This window comes from Paraburkholderia sp. SIMBA_027, assembly GCF_046535315.1.
Taxonomy (GTDB): domain Bacteria; phylum Pseudomonadota; class Gammaproteobacteria; order Burkholderiales; family Burkholderiaceae; genus Paraburkholderia; species Paraburkholderia tropica.
On record NZ_JAWRWY010000002.1, the window covers coordinates 66,107 to 88,609 of the forward strand.

At 62.9% G+C, this 22,503-nt stretch carries 25 protein-coding genes; 14 read left to right on the top strand and 11 right to left on the bottom strand.

Annotation, left to right across the window (positions count from 1 at the left end; all coding sequences use genetic code 11):
• Positions 1-3: 3 nt before the first annotated feature.
• From SB764_RS03255 to SB764_RS03270, 4 genes are all read left to right on the top strand, one after another.
• A complete protein-coding gene (locus SB764_RS03255) occupies positions 4-1,002 on the top strand; it encodes a formamidase (RefSeq protein ID WP_410862653.1) in 999 nt (332 codons plus the stop codon).
• Between the two features lie 6 nt (positions 1,003-1,008).
• Entirely contained in the window at positions 1,009-1,674 is a 666-nt protein-coding gene (locus SB764_RS03260; RefSeq protein ID WP_110329570.1) for a cysteine hydrolase family protein, read from the top strand.
• Between the two features lie 35 nt (positions 1,675-1,709).
• Positions 1,710-2,132 carry an oxalurate catabolism protein HpxZ gene (gene hpxZ, locus SB764_RS03265; protein WP_110329599.1) on the top strand — a complete coding sequence of 141 codons (423 nt, stop codon included), beginning with the start codon at positions 1,710-1,712 and terminating at the stop codon, positions 2,130-2,132.
• 117 nt (positions 2,133-2,249) lie between these two features.
• Complete coding sequence (locus SB764_RS03270) at positions 2,250-2,939, top strand: GntR family transcriptional regulator (RefSeq protein WP_065058371.1); 690 nt, start codon at positions 2,250-2,252, stop codon at positions 2,937-2,939.
• Between the two features lie 6 nt (positions 2,940-2,945).
• On the opposite strand, the gene SB764_RS03275 is transcribed toward SB764_RS03270, so the two are convergent.
• From SB764_RS03275 to SB764_RS03290, 4 genes are read right to left on the bottom strand one after another with little or no spacing between them, the layout of a single operon-like run.
• Complete coding sequence (locus SB764_RS03275) at positions 2,946-3,665, bottom strand: amino acid ABC transporter ATP-binding protein (protein WP_065058372.1); 720 nt, start codon at positions 3,663-3,665, stop codon at positions 2,946-2,948.
• Positions 3,652-4,302: an amino acid ABC transporter permease gene (locus SB764_RS03280; protein WP_074987390.1), complete on the bottom strand. Its 651-nt coding sequence runs from the start codon at positions 4,300-4,302 to the stop codon at positions 3,652-3,654. The genes SB764_RS03275 and SB764_RS03280 overlap by 14 nt, the downstream gene beginning before the upstream one ends.
• Positions 4,299-4,976 carry an amino acid ABC transporter permease gene (locus SB764_RS03285; RefSeq protein WP_065058374.1) on the bottom strand — a complete coding sequence of 226 codons (678 nt, stop codon included), beginning with the start codon at positions 4,974-4,976 and terminating at the stop codon, positions 4,299-4,301. The genes SB764_RS03280 and SB764_RS03285 overlap by 4 nt, the downstream gene beginning before the upstream one ends.
• 48 nt (positions 4,977-5,024) lie before the next feature.
• Entirely contained in the window at positions 5,025-5,831 is an 807-nt protein-coding gene (locus tag SB764_RS03290; RefSeq protein ID WP_110329568.1) for a transporter substrate-binding domain-containing protein, read from the bottom strand.
• A gap of 798 nt (positions 5,832-6,629) precedes the next feature.
• On the opposite strand from SB764_RS03290, the gene SB764_RS03295 reads away from it, so the two are divergent.
• Together SB764_RS03295 and SB764_RS03300 are read left to right on the top strand one after the other, a co-directional pair.
• A complete protein-coding gene (locus SB764_RS03295) occupies positions 6,630-7,043 on the top strand; it encodes a DUF305 domain-containing protein (RefSeq protein WP_408733987.1) in 414 nt (137 codons plus the stop codon).
• Positions 7,040-8,518: a YncE family protein gene (locus tag SB764_RS03300; RefSeq protein WP_124261758.1), complete on the top strand. Its 1,479-nt coding sequence runs from the start codon at positions 7,040-7,042 to the stop codon at positions 8,516-8,518. The genes SB764_RS03295 and SB764_RS03300 overlap by 4 nt, the downstream gene beginning before the upstream one ends.
• Positions 8,519-8,695: 177 nt before the next feature.
• Here the strand turns inward: SB764_RS03300 and SB764_RS03305 are convergent, their stop codons facing one another.
• Positions 8,696-9,400, bottom strand: coding sequence for a pirin family protein (locus SB764_RS03305; RefSeq protein ID WP_065058378.1), 705 nt, complete (start codon positions 9,398-9,400; stop codon positions 8,696-8,698).
• Between the two features lie 78 nt (positions 9,401-9,478).
• Positions 9,479-10,243, bottom strand: coding sequence for an SDR family NAD(P)-dependent oxidoreductase (locus SB764_RS03310; protein ID WP_080180148.1), 765 nt, complete (start codon positions 10,241-10,243; stop codon positions 9,479-9,481).
• Positions 10,244-10,385: 142 nt separating this feature from the next.
• Between SB764_RS03310 and SB764_RS03315 the strand changes: the two genes are divergently transcribed.
• Positions 10,386-10,622, top strand: coding sequence for a hypothetical protein (locus SB764_RS03315; protein WP_410862894.1), 237 nt, complete (start codon positions 10,386-10,388; stop codon positions 10,620-10,622).
• Positions 10,623-10,840: 218 nt separating this feature from the next.
• Entirely contained in the window at positions 10,841-11,254 is a 414-nt protein-coding gene (locus SB764_RS03320; RefSeq protein WP_074985774.1) for a putative quinol monooxygenase, read from the top strand.
• A gap of 112 nt (positions 11,255-11,366) precedes the next feature.
• On the opposite strand, the gene SB764_RS03325 is transcribed toward SB764_RS03320, so the two are convergent.
• On the bottom strand, positions 11,367-12,329 hold the full coding sequence (locus SB764_RS03325) for an alpha/beta fold hydrolase (protein WP_065058960.1): 963 nt from the start codon (positions 12,327-12,329) through the stop codon (positions 11,367-11,369).
• Positions 12,330-12,627: 298 nt separating this feature from the next.
• Between SB764_RS03325 and SB764_RS03330 the strand changes: the two genes are divergently transcribed.
• Positions 12,628-13,383: an SDR family NAD(P)-dependent oxidoreductase gene (locus SB764_RS03330; RefSeq protein WP_074985773.1), complete on the top strand. Its 756-nt coding sequence runs from the start codon at positions 12,628-12,630 to the stop codon at positions 13,381-13,383.
• A 345-nt stretch (positions 13,384-13,728) separates the two neighbouring features.
• Complete coding sequence (locus SB764_RS03335) at positions 13,729-14,115, top strand: response regulator transcription factor (RefSeq protein ID WP_221224367.1); 387 nt, start codon at positions 13,729-13,731, stop codon at positions 14,113-14,115.
• 119 nt (positions 14,116-14,234) lie between these two features.
• Here the strand turns inward: SB764_RS03335 and SB764_RS03340 are convergent, their stop codons facing one another.
• Positions 14,235-14,402, bottom strand: a complete 168-nt coding sequence (locus SB764_RS03340; RefSeq protein WP_234774886.1) for a hypothetical protein — start codon at positions 14,400-14,402, stop codon at positions 14,235-14,237.
• On the opposite strand from SB764_RS03340, the gene SB764_RS03345 reads away from it, so the two are divergent.
• Together SB764_RS03345 and SB764_RS03350 are read left to right on the top strand one after the other, a co-directional pair.
• Positions 14,401-16,041: a PAS domain-containing sensor histidine kinase gene (locus tag SB764_RS03345; RefSeq protein WP_260183610.1), complete on the top strand. Its 1,641-nt coding sequence runs from the start codon at positions 14,401-14,403 to the stop codon at positions 16,039-16,041. The two genes, SB764_RS03340 and SB764_RS03345, sit on opposite strands and share 2 nt — an antisense overlap.
• Complete coding sequence (locus SB764_RS03350; RefSeq protein WP_065058956.1) at positions 16,034-16,687, top strand: response regulator transcription factor; 654 nt, start codon at positions 16,034-16,036, stop codon at positions 16,685-16,687. The genes SB764_RS03345 and SB764_RS03350 overlap by 8 nt, the downstream gene beginning before the upstream one ends.
• A gap of 21 nt (positions 16,688-16,708) precedes the next feature.
• Here the strand turns inward: SB764_RS03350 and SB764_RS03355 are convergent, their stop codons facing one another.
• Both SB764_RS03355 and SB764_RS03360 read right to left on the bottom strand, forming a co-directional pair.
• Complete coding sequence (locus SB764_RS03355) at positions 16,709-18,127, bottom strand: MFS transporter (RefSeq protein WP_080180449.1); 1,419 nt, start codon at positions 18,125-18,127, stop codon at positions 16,709-16,711.
• 4 nt (positions 18,128-18,131) lie between these two features.
• The gene (locus tag SB764_RS03360) at positions 18,132-19,877 is read right to left on the bottom strand and encodes a winged helix-turn-helix domain-containing protein (protein WP_410862659.1); all 1,746 of its coding nucleotides are present in this window, start codon (positions 19,875-19,877) and stop codon (positions 18,132-18,134) included.
• 650 nt (positions 19,878-20,527) lie between these two features.
• Here SB764_RS03360 and SB764_RS03365 point away from each other — a divergent pair.
• Together SB764_RS03365 and SB764_RS03370 are read left to right on the top strand one after the other, a co-directional pair.
• The gene (locus tag SB764_RS03365) at positions 20,528-20,899 is read left to right on the top strand and encodes a nuclear transport factor 2 family protein (protein ID WP_183039433.1); all 372 of its coding nucleotides are present in this window, start codon (positions 20,528-20,530) and stop codon (positions 20,897-20,899) included.
• 17 nt (positions 20,900-20,916) lie between these two features.
• A complete protein-coding gene (locus SB764_RS03370; protein ID WP_065058973.1) occupies positions 20,917-21,495 on the top strand; it encodes a VOC family protein in 579 nt (192 codons plus the stop codon).
• A gap of 125 nt (positions 21,496-21,620) precedes the next feature.
• Here the strand turns inward: SB764_RS03370 and SB764_RS03375 are convergent, their stop codons facing one another.
• Positions 21,621-22,496, bottom strand: coding sequence for an alpha/beta fold hydrolase (locus SB764_RS03375; protein WP_410862661.1), 876 nt, complete (start codon positions 22,494-22,496; stop codon positions 21,621-21,623).
• Between the last annotated feature and the right edge of the window lie 7 nt (positions 22,497-22,503).

The following is a 22,503-nucleotide window of genomic DNA, read 5'->3' on the forward strand; positions in this document are numbered from 1 at the left end:
GCAATGAGTTCGAATGGACTCGGCGGATTGAACCGCTCGCCCGCGGGCGTGGTGATCGGCCTCGTGCAACTGCGCAATCCCGATGTCGAAACGCCCGCGCAACTCGCGGCGCAAACGCAGCGCATCGTCGAGCTGGTCGGCAAGGCGCGGCGCAACAACGCCTCGATGGATCTCGTGGTGTTTCCCGAATACGCGCTGCATGGTTTGTCGATGCGCACCGACGACGCGATCATGTGCACGCTCGACGGTCCCGAAGTGGCGGCCTTCAAGGCCGCGTGCGTCGAGCATCGCATCTGGGGCTGCTTCTCGATCATGGAGCGCAATCCGCGCGGCAATCCTTATAACAGCGGCCTGATCATCGACGATCGCGGCGAGATCCAGCTTTACTACCGCAAGCTGCATCCGTGGGTGCCGGTCGAACCGTGGGAGCCGGGCAATCTCGGCGTGCCGGTGTGCGTGGGGCCGCGCGGCGTCAAGCTCGGGCTCATCATCTGTCACGACGGCATGTTCCCGGAAATGGCGCGCGAAGCCGCGTACAAGGGCGCGGAAGTGATCGTGCGCACGGCGGGCTATACGGCGCCGATCCGTCACGCCTGGCGCATCACCAATCAGTCGAATGCGTTTCAGAATCTCGCGCAGACCGCGAGCGTCTGTCTGTGCGGCAGCGACGGCACGTTCGATTCGATGGGCGAGGGCATGTTCTGCGATTTCGACGGCACCGTCATGGTGGACGGCAGCCATCGTCCCGACGAAATCATCACCTGCGAAATGCGGCCCGATCTGGTGCGCGAGGCGCGCGTGCATTGGGGCGTCGAGAACAATATCTATCAGCTCGGACATCGCGGCTATGTGGCCGTGAAAGGCGGCGCGCAGGATTGCCCGTACACCTTCATGCAGGACATGGTGCGCGGTGAATATCGTCTGCCGTGGGAAAGCGAGGTGCGCGTGAGCGACGGCACGTCCTGCGGTTTCGCGCCGCCCGAACGCACTTACGAGGGTTGATCGATCATGCCGACACTTGCTGGCGCGCTGCCTTCGCCGTTTGTTTTCGAGGCGCCGAAGACGGCGCTCGTGGTGATCGACATGCAGCGCGATTTCATCGAGCCGGGCGGCTTCGGCGCGGCGCTCGGCAACGACGTTTCGCTGCTGGGCGGCATCGTGCCGGACGTCGCGCGCCTGTTGCATCACGCGCGCGAACGCGGCTGGTTCGTCGTGCATACGCGCGAATCGCATGCGGCGGATCTTTCCGATTGTCCGCCTGCCAAGCGGCTGCGCGGGCAGCCGAGCGCGCGCATCGGCGATGCGGGTCCGATGGGCCGCATTCTCGTGCGCGGCGAGCCGGGTAACGCGATTATCGACGCGCTCGCGCCGGTCGGCGGCGAACTCGTGATCGACAAGCCAGGCAAGGGCGCGTTCCATGCGACGCGGCTCGGCGAGGAACTGGCCCAGCGCGGCATCACGCATCTGGTGTTCGCGGGCGTGACGACGGAAGTCTGCGTGCAGACGTCGATGCGCGAGGCGAACGACCGCGGTTATGACTGCCTGCTGATCGAGGACGCGACCGCGAGCTATATTCCCGCGTTCAAGGCGGCGACGCTCGCGATGATCCATTCGCAAGGCGGTATCGTGGGATGGACCGCGAGCCTTGCGCAACTGCTGGAGGCCGATGCGTGACGATGCAAACCGGTGAGCAAATGAAAGAGGTCGCGATGATTGACGATCCTGCCATCGTCGCCGAAGTGACGGACGCGTTCGAAGCCTACGAACGCGCGTTGATCGACAATGATGTCGCGGCGATGAACGTACTGTTCTGGGACGCGCCCGAGACGGTGCGCTACGGCATCGCCGAAATCCAGCACGGCGGCGAGGCCATTCGCGCGTGGCGCGAAACGTGCGCGCCGGTGCCGACGTCGCGCCGCCGCCATCGTACGGTGGTGACCACCTTCGGCCGCGACTACGCGACGGTGAGCACCGAATTCACGAGCGATGCGACGCCGCTCGTCGGCCGGCAGATGCAGACCTGGGCGCGGCTCGGTTCGGCTGGCGCGCCGTTCGGAGGCTGGATTATCGTGGCCGCGCACGTGAGTCTGATCGAGCCGCCGGATGCGGCGGCCTGCGAAGCGCGCGCGTAAGCTGCAAGGCGACGAGTAACGGGCAGGAGAGTAGTCATCGAACCGAAACGGCAAACCGAAACGAAGCAGGCGGACGCGACGGACGCGCCCGACGACACGAGCGCCGGCGACGCGAAAGTGGTTTATGGCGCGAATCCGCTGGCGGAGCAGGTCTATCAGCGGCTCAAGCACGATATTTTCGATTTCCGGCTGTTTCCCGGCGATCGATTTTCGGAAACCGATATCGCGCAGCACTATGGCGTCTCGCGCACGCCGATGCGCGATGCGCTGTTTCGGCTGCTGCGCGAAGGCTATCTCGAAGTGGGATTCCGGCGCGGCTGGAAAGTCTGCGATATCGACTTCGAGCGGCTCGATCAGCTCTACGATCTGCGTATCGTGCTGGAACTCGCCGCGATCGACCGCGTAGCGAGCGCGCGGCCGCCGCATCCCGCCATCGAGGCGCTCAAGGCGCTCTGGTGCGTCGCGCCCGACGCGCGCGAGAGCGATCCGGCGCGGATGTTCCGGCTCGACGAGGGGTTTCATCGTGGTTTGGTCGAAGCGACCGGCAACGCGGAAATGCTGCGGGTTCACAACGAAGTGACCGAGCGTATCCGTATCGTGCGGCGCCTCGATTTCCTGAAACCGCATCGCACCGACGCAACCTACGACGAGCACGCGACCATACTCTCGCTGATCGAGCGCGGCAAGACCGCCGAAGCGGGCATTCTGCTGCGCGCGCACGTCACGCAGAGCAAGCTGGAGGTGCGCAAGATCACCGTATCGATGCTTGCGCAGGCGCGACATAGCAAGCTGCCTTTCGTGACTTGAACGGCGCTATTGAATGAAGCGCCGCAATTCCACCGTCTCAGGCTGCTCGAAAATGGTCTCCGGCGGGCCGCTCTCCCACACGCGGCCTTCGTGCATGAAGACGACGGTATCGCTCACGGCGCGCGCGAAACGCATTTCGTGCGTGACCATAATCAGCGTCATGTGCTCGCGCGCGAGACTTTCCACCACGCTCAGCACTTCGCCCACGAGTTCGGGGTCGAGCGCCGAGGTGATTTCATCGCACAGCAGCACGCTCGGTTTCATCGCCAGCGCGCGGGCGATCGCCACACGCTGCTGCTGACCACCCGAAAGCTGCTCGGGAAGCGCATCGAACTTGTTGCCGAGTCCCACGCGTTCGAGCATCTGCTGCGCCGTCTCGCGCGCGGCGGCGCGCGACGTTTTCTTGACGACGGTCTGCGCGAGCATCACGTTCTGCCCGGCCGTGAGATGCGGGAAAAGGTTGTATTGCTGGAACACCATGCCGACCTTCAGCCGCAGTGCGCGCAGGTCGGCGTGGCGTGCATCGACGTGTTCGCCATCGATTTCGATCGAACCGGCGTCGATGCTTTCGAGGCCGTTCAGTGCGCGCAGAAACGTGCTTTTGCCGGATCCGCTGCGGCCGATGATGCTCACGACCTGACCGCGCTCCACGCTGAGGTCGATGCCCTTGAGCACATGATTGGCGCCGAATTGTTTTTCGACGCCCTGGGTTTTAACGAGCGGCATGCCATTTCCTTTGCAGCGAGCGTGCGTAGCGCGTGAGCGGGTAGCACAGGACGAAGTAGATCAGCGCGACGAGGCCATAAACGAGAAACGGGCGGAACGTCGCGTTCGAGATGATCGTTCCGGCCTTGGTGAGTTCGGCGAAACCGATGATCGAGACGAGCGCCGTGTCCTTGATCGCCTGCACGCCGAAGCCCACGGTCGGGCCGACGGCGATGCGCGCCGCTTGCGGCAGGATCACGTGGCGCAGTTGCTCGAAGTAATTCATCGCGAGACTGGAGGAGGCTTCCCACTGGCCTTTGGGCACCGCTTCCACGCAGCCGCGCCAGATTTCGGCGAGATAGGCGCTCGTGAAGAACGTGAGGCCGAGCGTCGCGGCGACCCAGGGCGACACGTCCACGCCCACGAGCGGCAAACCGAAGAACACGATGAACAGCTGCAACAGCAGCGGCGTGCCCTGAAACACTTCGATGTAGATGCGCACGATCGCGCGCAGCGCACGCGAACTGGACACGCGCATGACGAGCAGGACAAGACCGAGCGCCCCGCCCGCGACGAACGACACGAGCGAAAGCAGCACGGTCCAGCGCGCGGCCAGCAACAGCCCTTCGAGGATTTGCGCGAATGTGAATTCGATCATCGCGTTCCTCGCGGGCTGCGTGCGAACAGCTTGCGGCCGGCCGCGTTGAGCACGGCGCGCAGCACGAGCGCCATCGCCAGATAAATCCCCGCGATCAGGAAATACGTTTCGAACGCGCGGAAATTGCGTGACTGCACGTAGCTCGCGGCGTACGTGAGATCGGCGACGGAAATCTGCGAGACGACAGCCGAGCCGAGCATGGTAATGACGATCTGGCTCGTGAGTGCCGGAAAGACCTTCGCGAAGGCTTGCGGCAAGAGCACGTGCACGAACGTTTCGCGCGGCGACATGGCGAGCGCGGCGGCAGCCTCGCGATGCCCGCGCGGCACGGCGTCGATGCCCGCGCGCAGAATTTCCACGGCGTACGCACCAAGATTGAGCGTCATCGCGAACACGGCCGCCGTGTATTCGCCGATATGCACGCCGAGCGCGGGCAAGCCGAAGAACACGAAGAACAGTTGCACGAGAAACGGCGTATTGCGGACCGCTTCGACATAGCCGTGAACGATCGCACGCGCAGCCGCATGGCTGCTTTGGTACACGGCGGCGCCCGCCACGCCGAGACTCACGCCGAGCGCCGTGGAGGCGGCGGTGAGTGCGAGCGTGACGGCCGCGCCGGACGCGAACATGCCGCTATAGGCGGCAAGGTCGCCGAACTGAAGCTGATAGCTCATGAACGGAAAAGGAGTTTCGCGGTGATGACGCGCGTGGCGCGCGAGACCTTAGAGATTGGCGGGCAGCGGCTGGCCAAACCACTTTTTCGACATCGCCTGGAGCGCGCCGTCCTTCTTCGCTTCGTCGATCGTGGCGTTGACCTTCGCGAGCAGTTGCGGCTCGTTCTTGTTGAGCCCGACGAAGCAGGGCGAGTCCTTGATGACGAACTTCATCTGCGGTTCGCGCGGCGGATGCTTCGCGAGAATCGCCGCCGCCACGATGTTGCCCGCGGCGATCAACTGAACCTGGCCGGAGAGAAAGGCCTGGATGGTGGCATTGTTGTCGTCGAAACGGCGGATGGTCGCGTTGGGCGCCATGTTGGTGAGCGCCACTTCCTCCAGCGCGCCGCGCGTTGCGCCCACGGTCTTGCCGGTGAGGTCGGCCGGGCCGCTTACCTTGACGTCGGCGGGGCCGAACACGCCCTGGAAATACGGCGCGTAAGGCGTCGAGAAGTCGATCACCTTTTCGCGGTCGGGCGTCTTGCCGAGCGAGGAGATCACGAGATCGACCTTGTCAGTCTGGAGATACGGAATGCGGTTGCCGCTGTTCACGGGCACGAGTTGCAGCTTCACCTTCATGGACTTCGCGAGCAGCGCGGCCATGTCGATGTCATAGCCTTGCGGCTGCATGTCGGGGCCGACCGCACCGAACGGCGGATAGTCCTCCGGCACCGCCACGCGCAGCGTGCCGCGCTTCTGGATCGCGTCGAGCGCGTCAGCGTGCGCGCTGGGCGCGGCGAAAACGGCAAGTACGGGCGCGCTCAGCAGCGCGGCGAGCAGGCGTCTGCGCGACGCGAGTGTTTGGACGAGAGCCATCCTGTGATCCCTGGAAAGATAGTGGGCGCGACTGGGTGTTGCGCGGCAGGCGATGCTCTAAGCAAGGCGCGAGCCAACCGAAGCGGGACGGGCGTTTACGGGAAGCCGACGGGAAATGACGGGCGAGGAATTCGTGTTAACGGCGCGCCGATTCACAGGTTTGGTGCATTGAATCGGGGGAGTTTGGGGAGATGCAAACCTGAGGTATACGGCAAGTGCGTTTCAAATTGGAGGGGGACCCGAGTGGGCCAACTTATCGAAGCACCGCACGGGTCATCGTGATGAAGGACTGCGCCGGCGCCTGATGTCGAGGCAAACTGTGAGGTCGATCGGCGGTTTATTCTCAATAATTGTCAGCCCGCAATCGCTGTAGACAAGTCTTGTCACGTATGCGTATGCATTCTTCACGTCGCGCAAGCGCGATGTCTCTGTGATCCGAATTCGACACCGTTAAAGCGCGTTCAGGGGGCGGAGAAGCGAGGCTGCCATAGCCGCTCGCAAACGGGACATTCACTTTTCTTAAGAAGCGTTAAGTCTTCGGCTAATGACAGTCACCGGGGAGGGCGATAGATTCAGCGGTCGCGATATATCGTCGGTGATCTGGTCTCGATCACGAGGACCCGCCGCGGTGCACACCCGTCATGCTGGAATAAAGCAGCGAATGACGGTGTTAGCGACCATGAACAGCACCAGGGGAAACGCATGCGTCCAGCCAATACATCGAGGCCACTCATACTCGTGGTCATTGCGATGGCTTCGTGTTTATCGATCGCTTCAACCGCATATTCAGGCGAATTGTTGAATCCGCCGGCAGCATCGGAGACGTCATTTCTAAAAGAAAACGACGTGGCGATGTCGAAGATGATGGACGGCATGTCCGTGCAGCCATCGGGTGATGTCGATCACGATTTCGTCGCGATGATGATTCCGCATCATCAAGGCGCGATCGATATGGCGCAAGCCGAACTCAGGTATGGCCGCAACGAGCAACTACGCCGTATCGCGCAGGAAATCATCGTCGAACAGCAGCAGGAAATTGTGGCCATGCGCGTCGCGTTGGGGCAGTCGCTTCCGCTGTCGTCGCCGTCGCCTGACCAGATTCACCCCAGCCAGGCCACCGGGCCCGACCATTCGTCGATGCCCATGAACATGCATATGAACATGCACATGGACTCGCCGGCATCGACGTCAAATCATGAGGAACAGAAATGAGTGCACGTGTATTGACGTTGCGGACCATCGCCTTCGCTGCGGCTTTGGCCGCATCGAGTCTCGCGTCGGCCGGGCAGGTTCCGGGCGCCGACAGTGCGCCCGACATTCGTGTCAGCCACCACGATCGGGTTTATGCGGCCGAGCAGTTCTCCAATACGGTTTCGGTTACCGATCCCGCAGACAATCGGCTGCTCGGCGTAATTCGACTCGGCGATCCCGCGCCGACGAACTTTAGTCCGCTCTACCGTGGCCAGGTTCTGGTTCACGGCATGGGTTTTTCGCCCGATCACAAGACACTCGCGGTCGTCTCCATCGGATCGAACTCGGTTTCGTTTATCGATACCGAGACCAATGCCGTCAAGCACGTGACGTACGTTGGGCGTTCCCCGCATGAGGCGTTCTTCACGCCCGATGGGAAGGAGGTCTGGGTGACGGTGCGCGGCGAGAACTATGTCGCGGTTCTCGACGGAACGACTTACGAGGAAAAGACACGTATTACCGTTCCGGCCGGCCCCGGTATGCAGATATTCTCGCCCGATGGTAAGTACGGCTACGTTTGTTCGTCCTTCAATCCGGAGGTCGACGTGATTTCGGTGGCCGATCACCAGATCGTCGGCAAGGTACCGCAAGCCAGTCCGTTTTGCCCGAACATTGCCGCCAGTCCGGATGGCAAGCAGGTCTGGTTCACGCTCAAGGATGTCGGCAAGACGCAGGTGTTCGAGGCGAAGCCGCCGTTCGATTTGCTCAAGACGCTGGACACCGGCCCGATCACCAATCATGTGAATATCGTCGAGAACGCGCAGGGGATGTTCGCGTACGTGACGGTGGGCGGCCTGAACGAAGTGAAGGTGTTCCGTACCGACAACTACGAGCAGGTCGCGACGATCCCGGTCGGCAATCTGCCGCATGGCATCTGGCCTTCGGGAGACGGTACGCGCGTGTATGTCGGGCTGGAAAACGCCGATGCGCTCGCCGCCATCGATACGCTGACCAACAAGGTGATTGCGCAGGTGCCGATTGGCCAGGCGCCTCAAGCTGTCACGTATGTTCCCGGCGCGGTGGCCGAGGGTGACGGCATGCAAAACCTTCAGCCGCTCGGTGTCGCCGGCAATACCGCTCATCTCTATCTTGGCGCGGCGGGCGCGCACGCATCGGGCGCGGAGAATTTCCCGACAAGCGTTGCGCTTTTCGATCAGGGCTTGCTGCAGGTGCTTCAGGCGTCCGTGACGGGCCTGAAACCGAAGCAACCCTATGTCCTTGGCCTGGCTGACCGCGCGGACGGCAGCGGACGCATCGATGCGCTGGCGAACTTCATGACCAATCCCGCTGGCTCCGCCATCGTCAATGCGATTGGTCAGATACGGCAAGTCGTTTCGGTGAATGCGCCGCTAGCGGACGCGGGGCGGCGCTATCTCGTGATCGTGCCGTTGATCGATGGTCACACCGGATCGCCGGTGCAGGTCCAGGCGCTTTAATCGGGCACGTGGGCAGGGGCGCGCTGCGTGCCCCTGCTACGGGCCATGCTTACGCTGACTGTCGCTTGCATGCGCATGCTCATCGCTCCCGGCTGAAGCCGATTCCGGACGAACCGTTTCAGGTCGTACCGCCGACGCGAGGACCCGTGGACTTGCCGGAGTCGGGCATCCTCGTACTCATAGCAATTCGACAATCACGACGTCGGTGTCCTGGTGAGCCGTGAGTGAAATTTCGCGTTCTCGCCGGATAGCAACGCCATCCCGAGCGCCGACGCGCAGTGACCCGACATCGATGTCCCCGTGGTCCGAGACAAGATACGCTGTCCGCGTACCGGACATCGTTCGCTTGACGCTTGCTCCCGCTCGCAGCGTGGCAACCATGACCCGAGCGTCTGCGTTGATGGGTAACGCGCCTGTTCTCACGTCACCCGGATCGCCGCTCGCCAGCGTAACGAAGCGGCCTTCGCGATATTCGCGCGCGCAGGCTCGCGTGGCCCAGCGCGGCGTGCCGCCTGGCGTACGCGGGCGCAACCAGATCTGAAACAGCCGCGCGGGCTTGTCTTCGTCGTTGCGCTCGGCGTGAAAGATCGTCGATCCCGCGCTCATGACCTGCACGGAATCGGCGACGAGGCGCGCGCGATTGCCCGCATCGTCTTCATGCGTGATCGCGCCCGAGCGCACCCACGTGACGATTTCCACGTCGCGGTGCGCATGCAGGCCGAAACCCGAGTGCGGCGCGAATTCGTCGTCGTTCCAGACGTGCAGCGGGCCGAGCGGCGCATGCTCCGCGCGCCCGATGTCGCCGACGCGGAAGTGCAGACGCGCATGCAGCCAGTCGCGCCGGAGCACGCCGAGCGAATGAAAAGGGCGGTGTTCGATCATGATGAAACTCCGTTCGAATGTGCCGGGCGGCCAGGGCGCGCTCAACTCCCGCGCGCCCCGAATGCGCCCGCATCACACTCAGATCTGCTGCTGGCCGCCATCGACGAACAGTTCGACGCCGTTCACGAAGCTCGCATCGTCCGAGGCGAGGAACAGCGCGGCGCTGGCGATTTCGTTCGGCTCGCCCAGACGGCCCATCGGGATCTGCGCGGCCAGGTAGTCGGCGAGACCCTGGCGCTGGGCGGCGTCGTCGCCGGCCAGGTCGAGCAGGCCGGGCGTGCGGGTCGCGCCGGGGCTGATCGTGTTCACGCGGATCTGGCGGTCCTTGAGGTCGAGAATCCAGTTGCGGGCGAACGAACGCACCGCCGCCTTCGACGCCGCATACACGCTGAACGCCGCCGTGCCCGCGCTGCCCGCCGTCGAGCCCGTGAGAATCACCGATGCGCCCTTCGTCAGCAGCGGCAGCGCCTTTTGCACCGTGAACAGCACACCTTTCACGTTGCGATCGAAGGTGTCGTCGAAATGTTCTTCGGTGATGTTGCCGAAGGGCAGCATCGAGCCGCCGCCTGCGTTCGCGAACAGCACGTCCAGATGGCCATGCTCCTCCTTGATCTGGGCGTAGAGCGCGTCGAGTTCGTTCAGCTTCGTCGAATCGACGCGTACGCCGGTCGCCTGGCCGCCGGCTTCGCGGATGCTCTTGACGGCGGCATCGAGTTCGGCCTGACGACGGCCCGTGAGGTAGACATGCGCGCCTTCGGCGGCGAAGCGCTGGGCGGTGGCGAGGCCGATGCCGCTGGTTGCGCCGGTGACGAGGGCGATCTTGTTGTCGAGTTTGCGTGCCATGGTGAAGCTCCTTGTGTTTCGTTCAGTGGATGTTTGGGTTGGGTGTTGCGTGCTGCGATGTGAGAAGAATATCGACGGGCCGGTCTTTTCGAAATAGAATTGATTGCAATCCAACGTTGCAGAAATGAAAAGATGAGGGGAAATGGCGAAGCTGCCTGATTTCGAAGGACTGGCGATGTTCGCGAAGATCGCCGAGGAGGGCTCGTTCGCGGCGGCGGCGCGCGTGACATTGCCTGAAGGTGCGCATGGCACGCTGCCGTGCTGCGGAGTCTCTGTAATCGTCGGCGCCCGGTCGCTCGCTTTTAAACCGCTGAGCGCTAAAACCGGAGCACTCGAATCAGGCAGCGCGCTTATCGTTACGCGATACAGAAAGGCTTGAATCGATTTCAGAACGATTAATCGGCTTTCAAAGACTCTCGGTTCGCTCGTCCGTTAATCTAGGTGTCGACAGCAGTCATCGCGCACACGCCGGCCTGAATTTAAATAGCGGGTTCTTTTATCGGCAGGCATGCGGTGTTGCGAGCATCGAGGCGCGAATTTGAAACTATCGCGCTTGCGCGGTCGCGCATTGCGACGGCAAATCAAACAGAGGAAGCAATGAACACGATCGCAAACGCCAGCGCTTACAGCGCGCAATTCCCCGATCATGGCCAATCCGCAGCGGATCACGACAAGAATTTGCCGACCGCCATTATCGTTACGGCCTACTATCGAGTTCACCCGGAAGATCGCCAGATCTTCGTCGATGCGGTCATTCCGGAAATGACCGCGGCGCGGCAGATGCAAGGGTGCATTTACTACGCGTTTGCCCCCGACCTGACCGATCCCAACCTGTTCCATCTCGTGGAAGGGTGGGCCGATCAGGAGGCGTACGAACGTCACGAGAGCGCGGACACCTTCCTGACTGCCTTGGCGACGGTGGTGAACAACGTACGCATTCTCGACCGCCAGGGCGTTCGTTACGAAGTCGCACGCCAGATCATCGACGACCCGCGGGACAAAGTGTCCTGATGCGGTCTCGCTCTCGCAAGAGCAGCGGCCCGCTTGGCGCGCCGCATAGGAAAGCGGCCGCTGTTCTCGCGAACAGCGGCCGCTTTTTCGTGCCTCGCGGCTTCTGGCCGGGTTACTTCTGCACGAACGCCAGCAGATCGGCATTGATCGTGTCGGCGTTCACCGTCAGCATGCCGTGCGGAAAGCCGGGGTAGGTCTTCAGCGTGCCGTTCTTCAGCAGCTTGATGGATTTCAGCGCCGCATCGGCGATCGGCACGATCTGGTCGTCTTCGCCGTGCAGCACGAGGGTCGGCACGGTGATCGCCTTCAGGTCGCCCGTCTGGTCGGTTTCGGAGAACGCCTTGATCCCTTCGTAGTGCGCCTTGGCGCTACCCATCATGCCCTGACGCCACCAGTTCTGGATCACGCCCGGATAGACCTTCGCACCGGCGCGGTTGAAGCCGTAGAACGGGCCGGTCGGCACATCGAGGAAGAACTGCGCGCGGTTTTCGGCGAGCGCCTTGCGGAAGCCGTCGAACACTTCGATCGGCAGACCTTCCGGATTGCTCTCGGTCTTCACCATCAACGGCGGCACCGCGCTGACGAGCACGGCCTTCGCGACGCGTCCCGACGGCTGGCCGAACTTCGCGACATAACGCGCGACTTCGCCGCCGCCGGTCGAGTGACCGATGTGAACCACATTGCGCAGATCGAGCGCTTCGACCACGGCGAACGCGTCCGATGCGTAGTGATCCATGTCGTGGCCACCGGACACCTGGGCGGAGCGACCGTGACCCCGACGATCGTGAGCGACCACGCGGTAACCCTTCGACAGGAAAAACAGCATCTGCGTATCCCAGTCGTCCGACGAAAGCGGCCAGCCGTGATGGAACATGATCGGTTGAGCGTCCTTCGGACCCCAATCCTTGTAATAGATCAGCGTGCCGTCTTTGGCGCGCACGAAGCTTTCGTCGTGGCCGTGTCCGCCATGCTCGTTCGACGCACCCTTGCCGCTCGCCGAAGCGGCGGCCGCGCTGACCGGCGCGCTGGCTGCAGCGGCAACCGCGCCGGCTACGCCGACCGTCGCGGTCAGCATCTTGCGTCGGGAAACTTTTGCCCCGTCGATCGCAGTTTCGATATTCACGTTTTTCTCCGTTTGCCGTGTGGATGTAAAGGGCTGACCATGCATCCCAAACCCTGGCGAGGACGTTACCGAACCGGTTACACGCTGTCCTGATCGCCGTATTAAAAGTTCTTAATTCTTGTGGGCAGGCTGGCCGGGTTTTATGGATCTCACCGCGACGGCGGCTTTAAGAAAGCTTAACGGGCGATCAGGACTTTCAGGCTCGAGATCTCTATCGTTGCCAGCATCGACATTCACTCGAGGAGGCAACATGAGCAGCAAGCTGAACGGAAAAGTCGCATTGGTCACGGGCGGTACGACGGGTATCGGGCTCGCGGCGGCGAAGGATCTGGCCAATGCCGGCGCAGTGGTCTACATCACGGGCCGTCGTCAGGCCGAACTCGACAAGGCGGTGGCGGAAATCGGCCAGAACGCACGCGGCGTGCGAGGCGACGTCACGCAGATGTCGGACCTCGACGCGCTCTACGCACAAATTCGCAGCGAAACGGGCAAGCTGGATGTGCTGTTCGCCAACGCCGGCGGCGGCACGATGGCGCCGCTGGGCGACATCTCCGAACAGCATGTCGACGACACGTTCAACCGCAATGTGCGCGCGCTCGTCTTCACGGTGCAAAAAGCGCTGCCGCTGATGCCGAAGGGCGCGTCGATCGTGTTGACGGGGTCCACCGCCGGTTCGAAGGGAACGCCGGCGTTCAGCATCTACAGCGCGTCGAAAGCCGCGGTGCGCGCGCTGGCGCGAAGCTGGGTCTATGACCTCAAGGAGCGCGGCATTCGCGTGAATGTCGTCGCGCCGGGGCCGATCCGCACCGGTGGGCTCGCCGAACTCGGCGGGACCAGCAAGGAAGCGCAGGACGGCCTGCTCGCCTACATGGCTTCGCAGGTGCCGATGGGCCGTCTGGGCGAGGCGTCGGAAGTGGCCAGGGTCGTGACCTTTCTGGCCTCCGACGATTCGAGCTTCGTCAACGGCGCCGAAGTGTTCGCCGACGGCGGTATCGCGCAGGTCTGAACGCGCCTGATCGAAAACGCGGCTGGCGGCGTGCGCGGATTGTGCTGATTGCGCCGAGTGCACCGAGTGCACCGAGTGCGCCGCCGGTTCGCATGGACCAGGATCAGTTCGGGAAAACGGAAGAAGCCGGAGACAATTGTGCGGGCAACCACAGCAGTAAGCGTTGCCTGGACCGGGCGCGCGCCTCGACGGGGCGCGAGGAAATCATACTTTTAGCTGGTTTCCGACTTGGGGCGCCTACAGTACCATACGACCTGACTTGCCGACTCGGGGCGTGTGCCGTTCCGCCGTCTTCAACCAGAAAAGACCAAGGACCCCCCCAGCGTGTCTGCTCATCATGTCGTTTTGATCGTCGAGGACGATGCATCCGTCCGGGAGGCCACGCGCAGCCTCGTTCGCTCGCTCGGCTGGGAGGTCCGTACCCATGCGTCGGCGGAAGAGTTTTTGCGTGTCGAAACGCTGGAGGACGTGGCATGTATCATTTCCGACGTCCAGATGCCGGGCCTGTCGGGCATCGAGATGTATCGCCGCCTGCTCGAACGCGGTACGCCGCCGCCGATCATTTTCATCACTGCGTTCGCCTCCGGCTTGCTGTTGCGGCAAGCGCGTGAAGTCGGCGCGTTGTGCGTATTCAGCAAACCGGTCGATGCCGCGCAGATCGGCGAGCGTCTGGACGCCATTCGCGCCGCCGGTGCAGAAGGGCGCCAGCAGAGCCGCCCCGACGGCGTCTGAGTGTCACGGGCTCGTCCCATTCTTTCGCTGATCCGCATGACACCACCGCCAACCCAAGACAGCAATCGATGGCTCGAAGCCGGAGCGGGCGGCGGCCCGCTGGGCAACGTCCGCATCGTCTATGCGCTTGCCTTGATGGTGGGGCTCGGCGTATTCATGGTCGACGCTTTCGCGCCGCTGAATATTGCGGTCGCGGTGCTGTACGTCGTGGTCGTGTTGCTGGTGTCGTCCGTTGCGTCGACTAGCGTCACCGTCGCGGTGGCGTGGTTGTGCGTGGCAATGACCATGCTCGGATTCCTGATTTCGCAAAACGATCCGGTCGCGCCCAGTTCGATCGCGCGCTGCGCAGTGAGCCTGAGCGCGTTGATCGCCGTGTCGATTCTGGCGGTGCGCAATCAGGGCGTGCACGCCACGCTGCGCCATCACGTCGATTTGCTCAACCTCACGCACGATGCCGTCGTCGTCTACGGGCTCGATGATCGCATCACATTCTGGAGTCACGGTGCCGAGCGCCTGTACGGATGGCGTGCGGCGGAAGCGCTCGGTCGGCGCCTGCACGAACTCACCGCGACGCAAGGCGCTGTCGCCGACAGCGAAATCCACCAGCAGACCCTCAAGAGCGGTCATTGGCATGGTGAACTCAAGCGCGTGCGCAAGGATGGCGCGACCGTTCGGGTGGCGAGCCGCGTGATGCTGTCGCGCGACCGCTGGGGCCGCCCCGTCGGCATACTCTCGACCGACGACGACATCACGGAAACGCGCCGCATGGAGGTCGAATTGCGCGAGCAGAAGGAAGAACTGCTCGCGACGCTGGACGCGATCCCCGCCATGGTTTGGAGTTCGTTCGACGACGGCCGGCCGACTTACGTGAATCAGCGCTGGAGCGAATACGGCATCGACACCCGTTGCGAAGGCGATGTGTGGCCCGACATTCTGCATCCGGACGACCTTGCCGACGTCCAGTCAGCGTGGGGCGAGGCGATCGAGCGGGGCAGCCATTTCGAGCGCACCGCCCGCATCCGGCACCGGGACGGCAGTTATCGATGGACCGTCATCGCGTCGGCGCCGCTGCGTGGCGCCGACGGGCGCGCCAAGGCGTGGTATGGCGTCAATACCGACATCGATGCATTGCGCAAAGCCGAGCAGGCGCTCGACCGTTCGCGTAACGAGCTCGCGCATACGACCCGTGTCTCGATGCTCGGCGAACTGGCGGCGTCGATCGCTCACGAGGTGACGCAGCCGCTGGCTGCGATCGTCACGGCCGGCGAGGCCGGGCTGCGATGGCTCAATCGCCATCCGCCGGAACTGGCCGAAGTGCGCGCGTCGATTGAGCAAAGCACAAGCGACGCGAGGCGCGCCACCGAAGTCATTCGCCGGATTCGCACGATGGCCAGGAAGCGCGACGCGGATATCACCGATGTCGACGTCAATGGGATCATCGAGGAATCGGTCGAGCTTGTGCGCCGCGAAGTGAGCAGCCACGGTGTCGAGATGTCGGTGATGCTCGCGGAGATGCCGCTCGTCGTGTGCGGCGATCGCGTGCAACTTCAGCAGGTGGTGATCAATCTGCTGATGAATGGCGTGCAGGCGATGGCCAATATTTCCGATGGCGCGAAGCTGACGGTCATCACGGCGCGCTGCGAAGGGGCGGCCCGGGTGCAGATCGACGACACCGGTCACGGCATCAGCGAGGCCGACGCAAAAATGCTCTTTACGCCGTTCTTCACGACGCGCAAGGACGGCATGGGCATGGGACTGTCGATCTGCCGTTCGATCGTCGAAGCTCACGGCGGACGAGTCTGGGCCGAAAATAACAAAAGAAGGGGGGCGCGGATGCAGTTCACATTACCGCTCGCGCAGCGCGCGATGCAACAACCGACAGAGAATCCGGTGCTCGCAATTTCTGGGGATACAACCGATGAATGATGAATACACCGCTGCGCAACCGCTCGCGCAGTCGCTCGTTTATGTCGTCGACGACCACGACTCGATGCGTGCGGCCATTAGCACGCTGTTGCGCTCGGTCGATCTTAACGTGCAGGCATTCGCGTCGGCACAGGAGTTCCTGGCGCTCGAGAAGCCCGATGTGCCCAGTTGCCTGATTCTCGACGTGCGTCTCAAGGGGCAAAGCGGGCTCGCGGTCCAGGATCAGATCGTTGCCGGCGCATCGGGCCTGCCGATTATCTTTATCACCGCGTATGGCGACATCGCCATGTCGGTGAAGGCGATGAAGAACGGCGCTTCCGATTTCCTCGCCAAGCCGTTTCGCGACCAGGACCTGCTCGATGCCGTCTCGAACGCGTTGCTGAAAGACCGCGAGCGCCGCGCCGCGGACGGCGAGGTGGCCGAATTGCGCAACCGCTACGCGGCGTTGACGCCGCGCGAGCGCGAAGTGATGGCGTTCGTGACGGGCGGGCTGATGAACAAGCAGATCGCCGCGAAGATGGACGTCAGCGAGATCACGGTAAAGATCCATCGCAAGCATGCAATGGTGAAGATGAATGCGAACTCGCTGGCCGATCTCGTGTTGAAGGCGCAGGCGCTCGGCATTAGTGCGCCAATGACGCGTTGAATGCGCGCTGACGCCTCGCCTTCACGGATCGACTCGGCACTTCGGTAAAAGCAGTGTCAGCAGCATGCCGAGCAGCAAGCAGCCGCTGATCGCCACGACCGGCAGAAGCAGGCCGCCGGAACTCTGCTTCAAATGGCCGACCATGTACGGTCCGAAGAAGCCGCCGAGATTGCCGATTGCGCTGATCCACGCGATGCCGGTCGCTGCCGCAGCGGGGCTGAACACCGCGGTCGGCATGCTCCAGAATACCGGCGGCATCGACAGCAGGCACGCGTTTGCGATGCAGAGCCCCAATACGGACAGGTACAGGTGCTGGTGCAACAGCGCCGACATCGTCAAACCGAGCGCGGTGATCAACATCAGCACGGCCAGGTGAAGGCGCCGCTCGCGGAGCCGATCGACGCTGCGTCCGACCGCGATCATCACGCCGATGGCCACGACGTTGGGGAGCGCCGCGACCAGGCCGACCTTGAAATCGCCGCTCACGCCGAGCGACTGGATGATGGTCGGCGCCCACAGCGTGTATCCGTAGATGGCAAACACAACCACGAAATAGATCGCGCAGAATGCCCACACGAGCCCATTGGTGTAGATCGCATCGGGTGGGAACGAGGGCGCGGCCGGATTGTGCCGGAGTGCGCTCGCGAGCTGCGCGCGGTCTGCGGGCGCGTTGCGCTGGCTCAGCGTCACATCGTCGTCCAGCCGCATCCAGCAGAACAGCGCGGCGAGAAAGGCCGGCACCGACTCGACGATCAGCATCCACTTCCAGCCGGCGATCTGCATCACACCGTCGAGGTGTTGCATGATAAAACCGGCCAGCGGCGCACCGATGACGCCCGAGAGCGGCAGCGCGACATAGAAGATCGACAGCACGCGCGCGCGGTGATAGCTCGGGAACGACTGCGAGATGTAGTAGACAATGCCAGGCACGAGTCCCGCTTCGGCGATACCCAGCAGATAGCGCATCACGTAGAACTGCTTCGGCGTGGCGATCAGCGCCGTGAGCGCAATCACGACGCCCCACGAGACGATGATGCGTGTAAGCCAGCGGCGCGCGCCGACGTACTGAAGAATCATGTTGCTGGGCACTTCGAATACGACGTAGCCGAGCGAAAAGGCGCCCGCGCCGAAGCCGAATACCGCATCGGAAAAACCGAGCTGGCCATTCAGTTGTAGTGCCGCGAAACTGACGTTGACGCGATCGATGTACGCGGCGAGGTACGTGAAGACAAGTACCGGCAGGGTTTGCCACGCAAGGCGGCGGCAGATGCGCCATTCGGCGCTGGCGGCGTCGGTGGTGGGCGCGCAGGCTTCGGGGTGTGTTTGCGCTTGTGCGTACTCTTGTGCCGAACTCACGTGCAGTTCCACGTTGCTCTCCCCAAGGTATGCGGACGGTGTGGCGTCGATGCCGGTGCCTGTCCACGCCGTGGTGATTGCCATGGGATCAGGAGCGTTCTCGTTGTGTGCGTCGCTTGCCCTGCGCGAGACAGAACACGCTCGGCACACGGCAGCTTGCGGCGATTTTCGCACGTCCGTCGCAGGTTCGCTGATGCAGGTGATTTGCCGGCTCGCGCGCGACTCGGCGGTCGCGTCGTGGCGGCGACGCGCCGTGCACGGGCGACTTTCCTGGGCGTAACGGGACAACCGGAACGGCGACATCCGCGTGGGCGATTGCGGTGTGGGCGATTGCTGGGTGGTCGGTAAACGAACGGGAGGCGCAAACCGGCGGCGTGTGCAACGAATCGATTGCCGCTTCCTCGCGCGGACGCGGTGCGAACTCGACCACGATGGCAGCGTCTTCTGCCTGACTGGCTTCGCCTGGTTGCGAAACCCCGGCCACCGGCAAGCTGTGCATAAATGCTCGCAAAGTATGCGGCAGACGATAGCGCCGTCCGTTGAGATGCGATGTCGTTTCAACTTCGACGAGCGACTTCGAAACCAGCGACGCCAACGCGTCCAGCATTTGTTCGTTGTCGAGCGCGCCGTGTCCGGCGATCGCGCAAGCCGTTTCGATCGTAAAGCTGTCGGGCAGCGCTGCGAGCCGGGAGAGCGCGCTGCATTCTTGCGCGGCGAGTCGCGCGCAGCTCCACGCATAAGCCGCTGCCAGCGAGCGATGGCGCGCGGGCGCGTCGCGTCTCGCATTGCCGAGAACCAGCCATTGCTCATCGGTCAGTTCAAGCATGCCTAATGGTCCCAGCGTGGCGGCGCGCGCAGCCGCCACTTCGAGTGCGAGCGGGTTGCCGCCGACGCGCCTGCATAGCGACGCGACGACATTGAGCAGGTTCTGTCCGTGTTCGCCCGTTTGCCGCGCGCCGTCTCCGATCGTCTCCTGTAGCGTCTCTTGCAGACGCTGCATGAAAAGGCGCACGGCCGGTGCACCGGCCACGTCGGCGTCGCTTCCTGCGGCGTCGGGGGTGCCGAGGGGCGGCACCCGCCACGTCCGTTCGGCGGAGATCTGGAGCGGCTCGCGGCTGGTCGCGACGAGTTGAATCCGTGTGCCGAACGTCGACAACGTCTGACAAAGGGACGCGACTTCATCGATGAATCGATCGCAGCCATCGAACACGATGAGCGCGGGGCGCTGCGCGACAGTGGCGACGATCGCCGCTCGGTCGTGCGGCAAGGGCAGTCCGAATGCCGTGGCGAGCGCGCCCACCACCGAGGTCCCGGGCGCCGCGTCGGCCAGATCGATGAAGAAAGTTCGCATATCGCCGGTGCTCGCGCGCTCACGCACGAGTTCGCGCGCGAGACTGCTTTTGCCGATGCCTGGCGCACCGACCAGCGTCAACAGCGCCTCGCTGTCGACAAGCGCGTGCAGTTCCGCAAGCTCGCGTTCGCGGCCGACCAGCGCATGGGGCGCCGTGAATTCGGGAGACGCGGTGCGTGGCTCGCGCTCGCGCGGTTCAGGCGGCGTCAGGCGATAGCCGCGCCCGGAATCTGTGCGAATCCATCCGTGCTTGCCGCCGAAAAGCTTGCGCAATTCGCAGACATGGACGTGGATATTATTGTCGACGACAAAAGTCCGCGGCCAGACGACGCGCATGATTTCGTCCTTGGTGACGAGACGCCCGCGAGCGTTGATTAACAGTTCAAGGATGTCGAACGCGCGCGTGCTGAGCGAATGCCGCTGGCCGCCGAGGAACACCTCGCGGCTTTCAAGACAGACGCTGACCCGGTCGAACGTGTACATGTTCGGCTCACTAGCGGTTAAGTCGTTGGAGTGTCGTTTGTGTCGCTGTTCGACGATTGCCGGGCGTTAAAAAGCGGCAATGGTCGATTGACTGTACCGATGCTATTTCCTCAAGGTGAATGGGTCCATAGTCCTTAAGTGTTAAACGCACTCAGGATGCGCCGCTGCGCCCACGGCCGGCGCGCGCGGCGCGTGGTGAAGCGTTGCAATTTTGGCCAGCCATCCTTGCATTTCGCGACGGAAATCCTGGGGAATCGCCGCCTTCATTGCATGGCTGGCGTTATACAAAAGTATAAGTAGACGTTGCTCCAGCGAATTGCCTGATTAATTGCTCACGTGCGTTTAAGCATCGTTGAAACACGCCAGGCTTTTGCGTCCCACGATCTGGACATTTAAAACCCGGGCGATTGGTGCGTCGACCGTGAACATACGCAGTGCCGATCGACGCAGTCGACGCTTAAGAACAATTAATCCGCCAGCAAGGACTGCGTGGCGCTGCATCGGTAATCTCGCTTCCGTTTGAAAAGAAGAGAACCGATCGAGCTATGCAAAACATGATTCGCCGGGTTGTTTTTATCACGGCTCTTATGGCGTCGGGCGCTACGTTTTACGTGGCACCCTGCGTCGCACACTCAGAGGAAACGACGCGTATGGAAGCCCGCGATCAAGACGCCCGTGACGCGCAGCATCTGATTGATCTGCACTTCGAGATCTGGAACGACCCCAATCCCACCAGCCGTGCCGCGAAGTTTCCGCTGGTGTATTCGCACCATTTCTTCGTCGCCGACGAATCCGGCGTGGCAACCGGCTATGAAGCGGTTGGCCGCTTGATCGAACAGTTGCGAGGCAGCCACGAGGGCTTTGTGTTCACGCCCGACCCGATCGCGTGGAATCACGGCCTGGGCCGGGTCACCTGGGGTTACGGTCCGCGCGACAACCCGAATCTGGTGCGCGGCGAAGACATTTTCACCATCAAGGACGGCAAGCTCGCGAGCGCGCGCGTCTTTCTCAATCGCAAATGAAAGAAGGAAAAGGCATCATGAAGAAGTTCATCCCCAATGTTCTGGCCGCACTGGCTCTGCTAGGCGGGGCAGGCGCGCATGCCGCCGGGGTGAAAGCGGTCGGTGTCGATCACGTGGGCGTCAGCGTGCCGGATCTCGCGCAAGCCGAGGCGTTTTTCTCCGACACGTTCGGCTGTGTGCCGGTTACGCACATTGGACCGTTCGATCTGACCCATATGTCGGGTGGTTTCGTGCCGCGCGCCGATAGCGTCGACATTGCCATGATCCGCTGTGGCACAGGCTCCAATATCGAGCTGTTCCAGTATCGCAACTCAAAGGGCAGCAATGAGATGCCGAAGGCGGAAGATATCGGCGCATCGCATATTGCGTTTTATACCGACGATATCGCGGGCGCGGTCGCCTATCTGAAGTCGCGGGGCATCACCGTGCTGGGCGATCCGGTCACGATGTCCTCGGGCGATACGGAAGGCGAAACGTGGGTGCACTTTCGCTCGCCGTGGGGATCGGAACTGGAACTGGTTAGCTATCCGCATGGAAAGGGCTACGAGAAACACGCGAAGATCAAGCTGTGGAATCCGTCCAGACCCACGGAATGATGTGGCGCGGCCTTCGTTGATCCCGGCGGCGCGCGTTTGAATGTCCGCGCTGTGCGCCGTCTGGCTGGCGCATCCATTGAATCGGGTGCGCCAGCGGTCACCGTGTGGCCGTCGGATCTGGCGGCTCAGTTCCAGTCTGCTGTGACGTCGTCGAGCCAGGCCGCGATGGCATGATTCACCTCGTCCTTGCGGTCCTGCATGATCCAATGTCCGGTATCGGACCACGCCTCGACTTTGGACTTCGGATGTGCAAACCAGGCGCGCATGTGTTCGGCTTGCTCCGCATCGCGGCTCAGGTGATAGACGGGCGTGGCGAGGCTTCGGCAGAACGCCGCGCTCGCTTCTCCCATGCCGATCTGATCGTCGCCGAAATAAAGCGGTCCAAACGAATCGCGAACGACATGCAAGGGCATGCCTCGCACGCGCCGCGCGTGCCAGCACTTCAGTGCCGGGTCGGTGTCGCGATCGTAGAGGAGCGTGAACAGCGCCGGCGCCAACTCGCGGGCGTCACCCGTTTCCAGATCGTGCGTGGTCTTTGCAAGGAAATCGGCGGCAGCATTCGATACACCCAGTGATCCGTCCACCGAGACAACCGCGCCGACCAGATCCGGGCGTTGTGCGGCAAGCCGCGCGGCGATCTGCGCGCCCATCGAGTGCCCGACGAGCACGAATCGTTGGCCCGGGTAATGCGTCGTCATGAAGGCTTCGAGGTCCGCGACGTAGTGCGAGGGCGCATACGTGCCTGGCGGCGTCACCTCCGATCGGCCATGCCCGCGCAAGTCGACTGCGATCACGCGATACCGGGTTTCGAAGTACGGCAACTGCCACATCCAGTCATGGGAGTCGCACGTCCAGCCATGAATGAACATGACGCAGACGCCGCTGCCGGTTTCGGTTGCGAAAAGCGTCGCGGGAGAATGCATGGGTGTGTGAGGCCTTGCGTCGTGCGCTGGGTCGGTCGCCCGCGGCGCATCGAGTGGTGAATGGACTGCTTTCGTCATCCAGGGT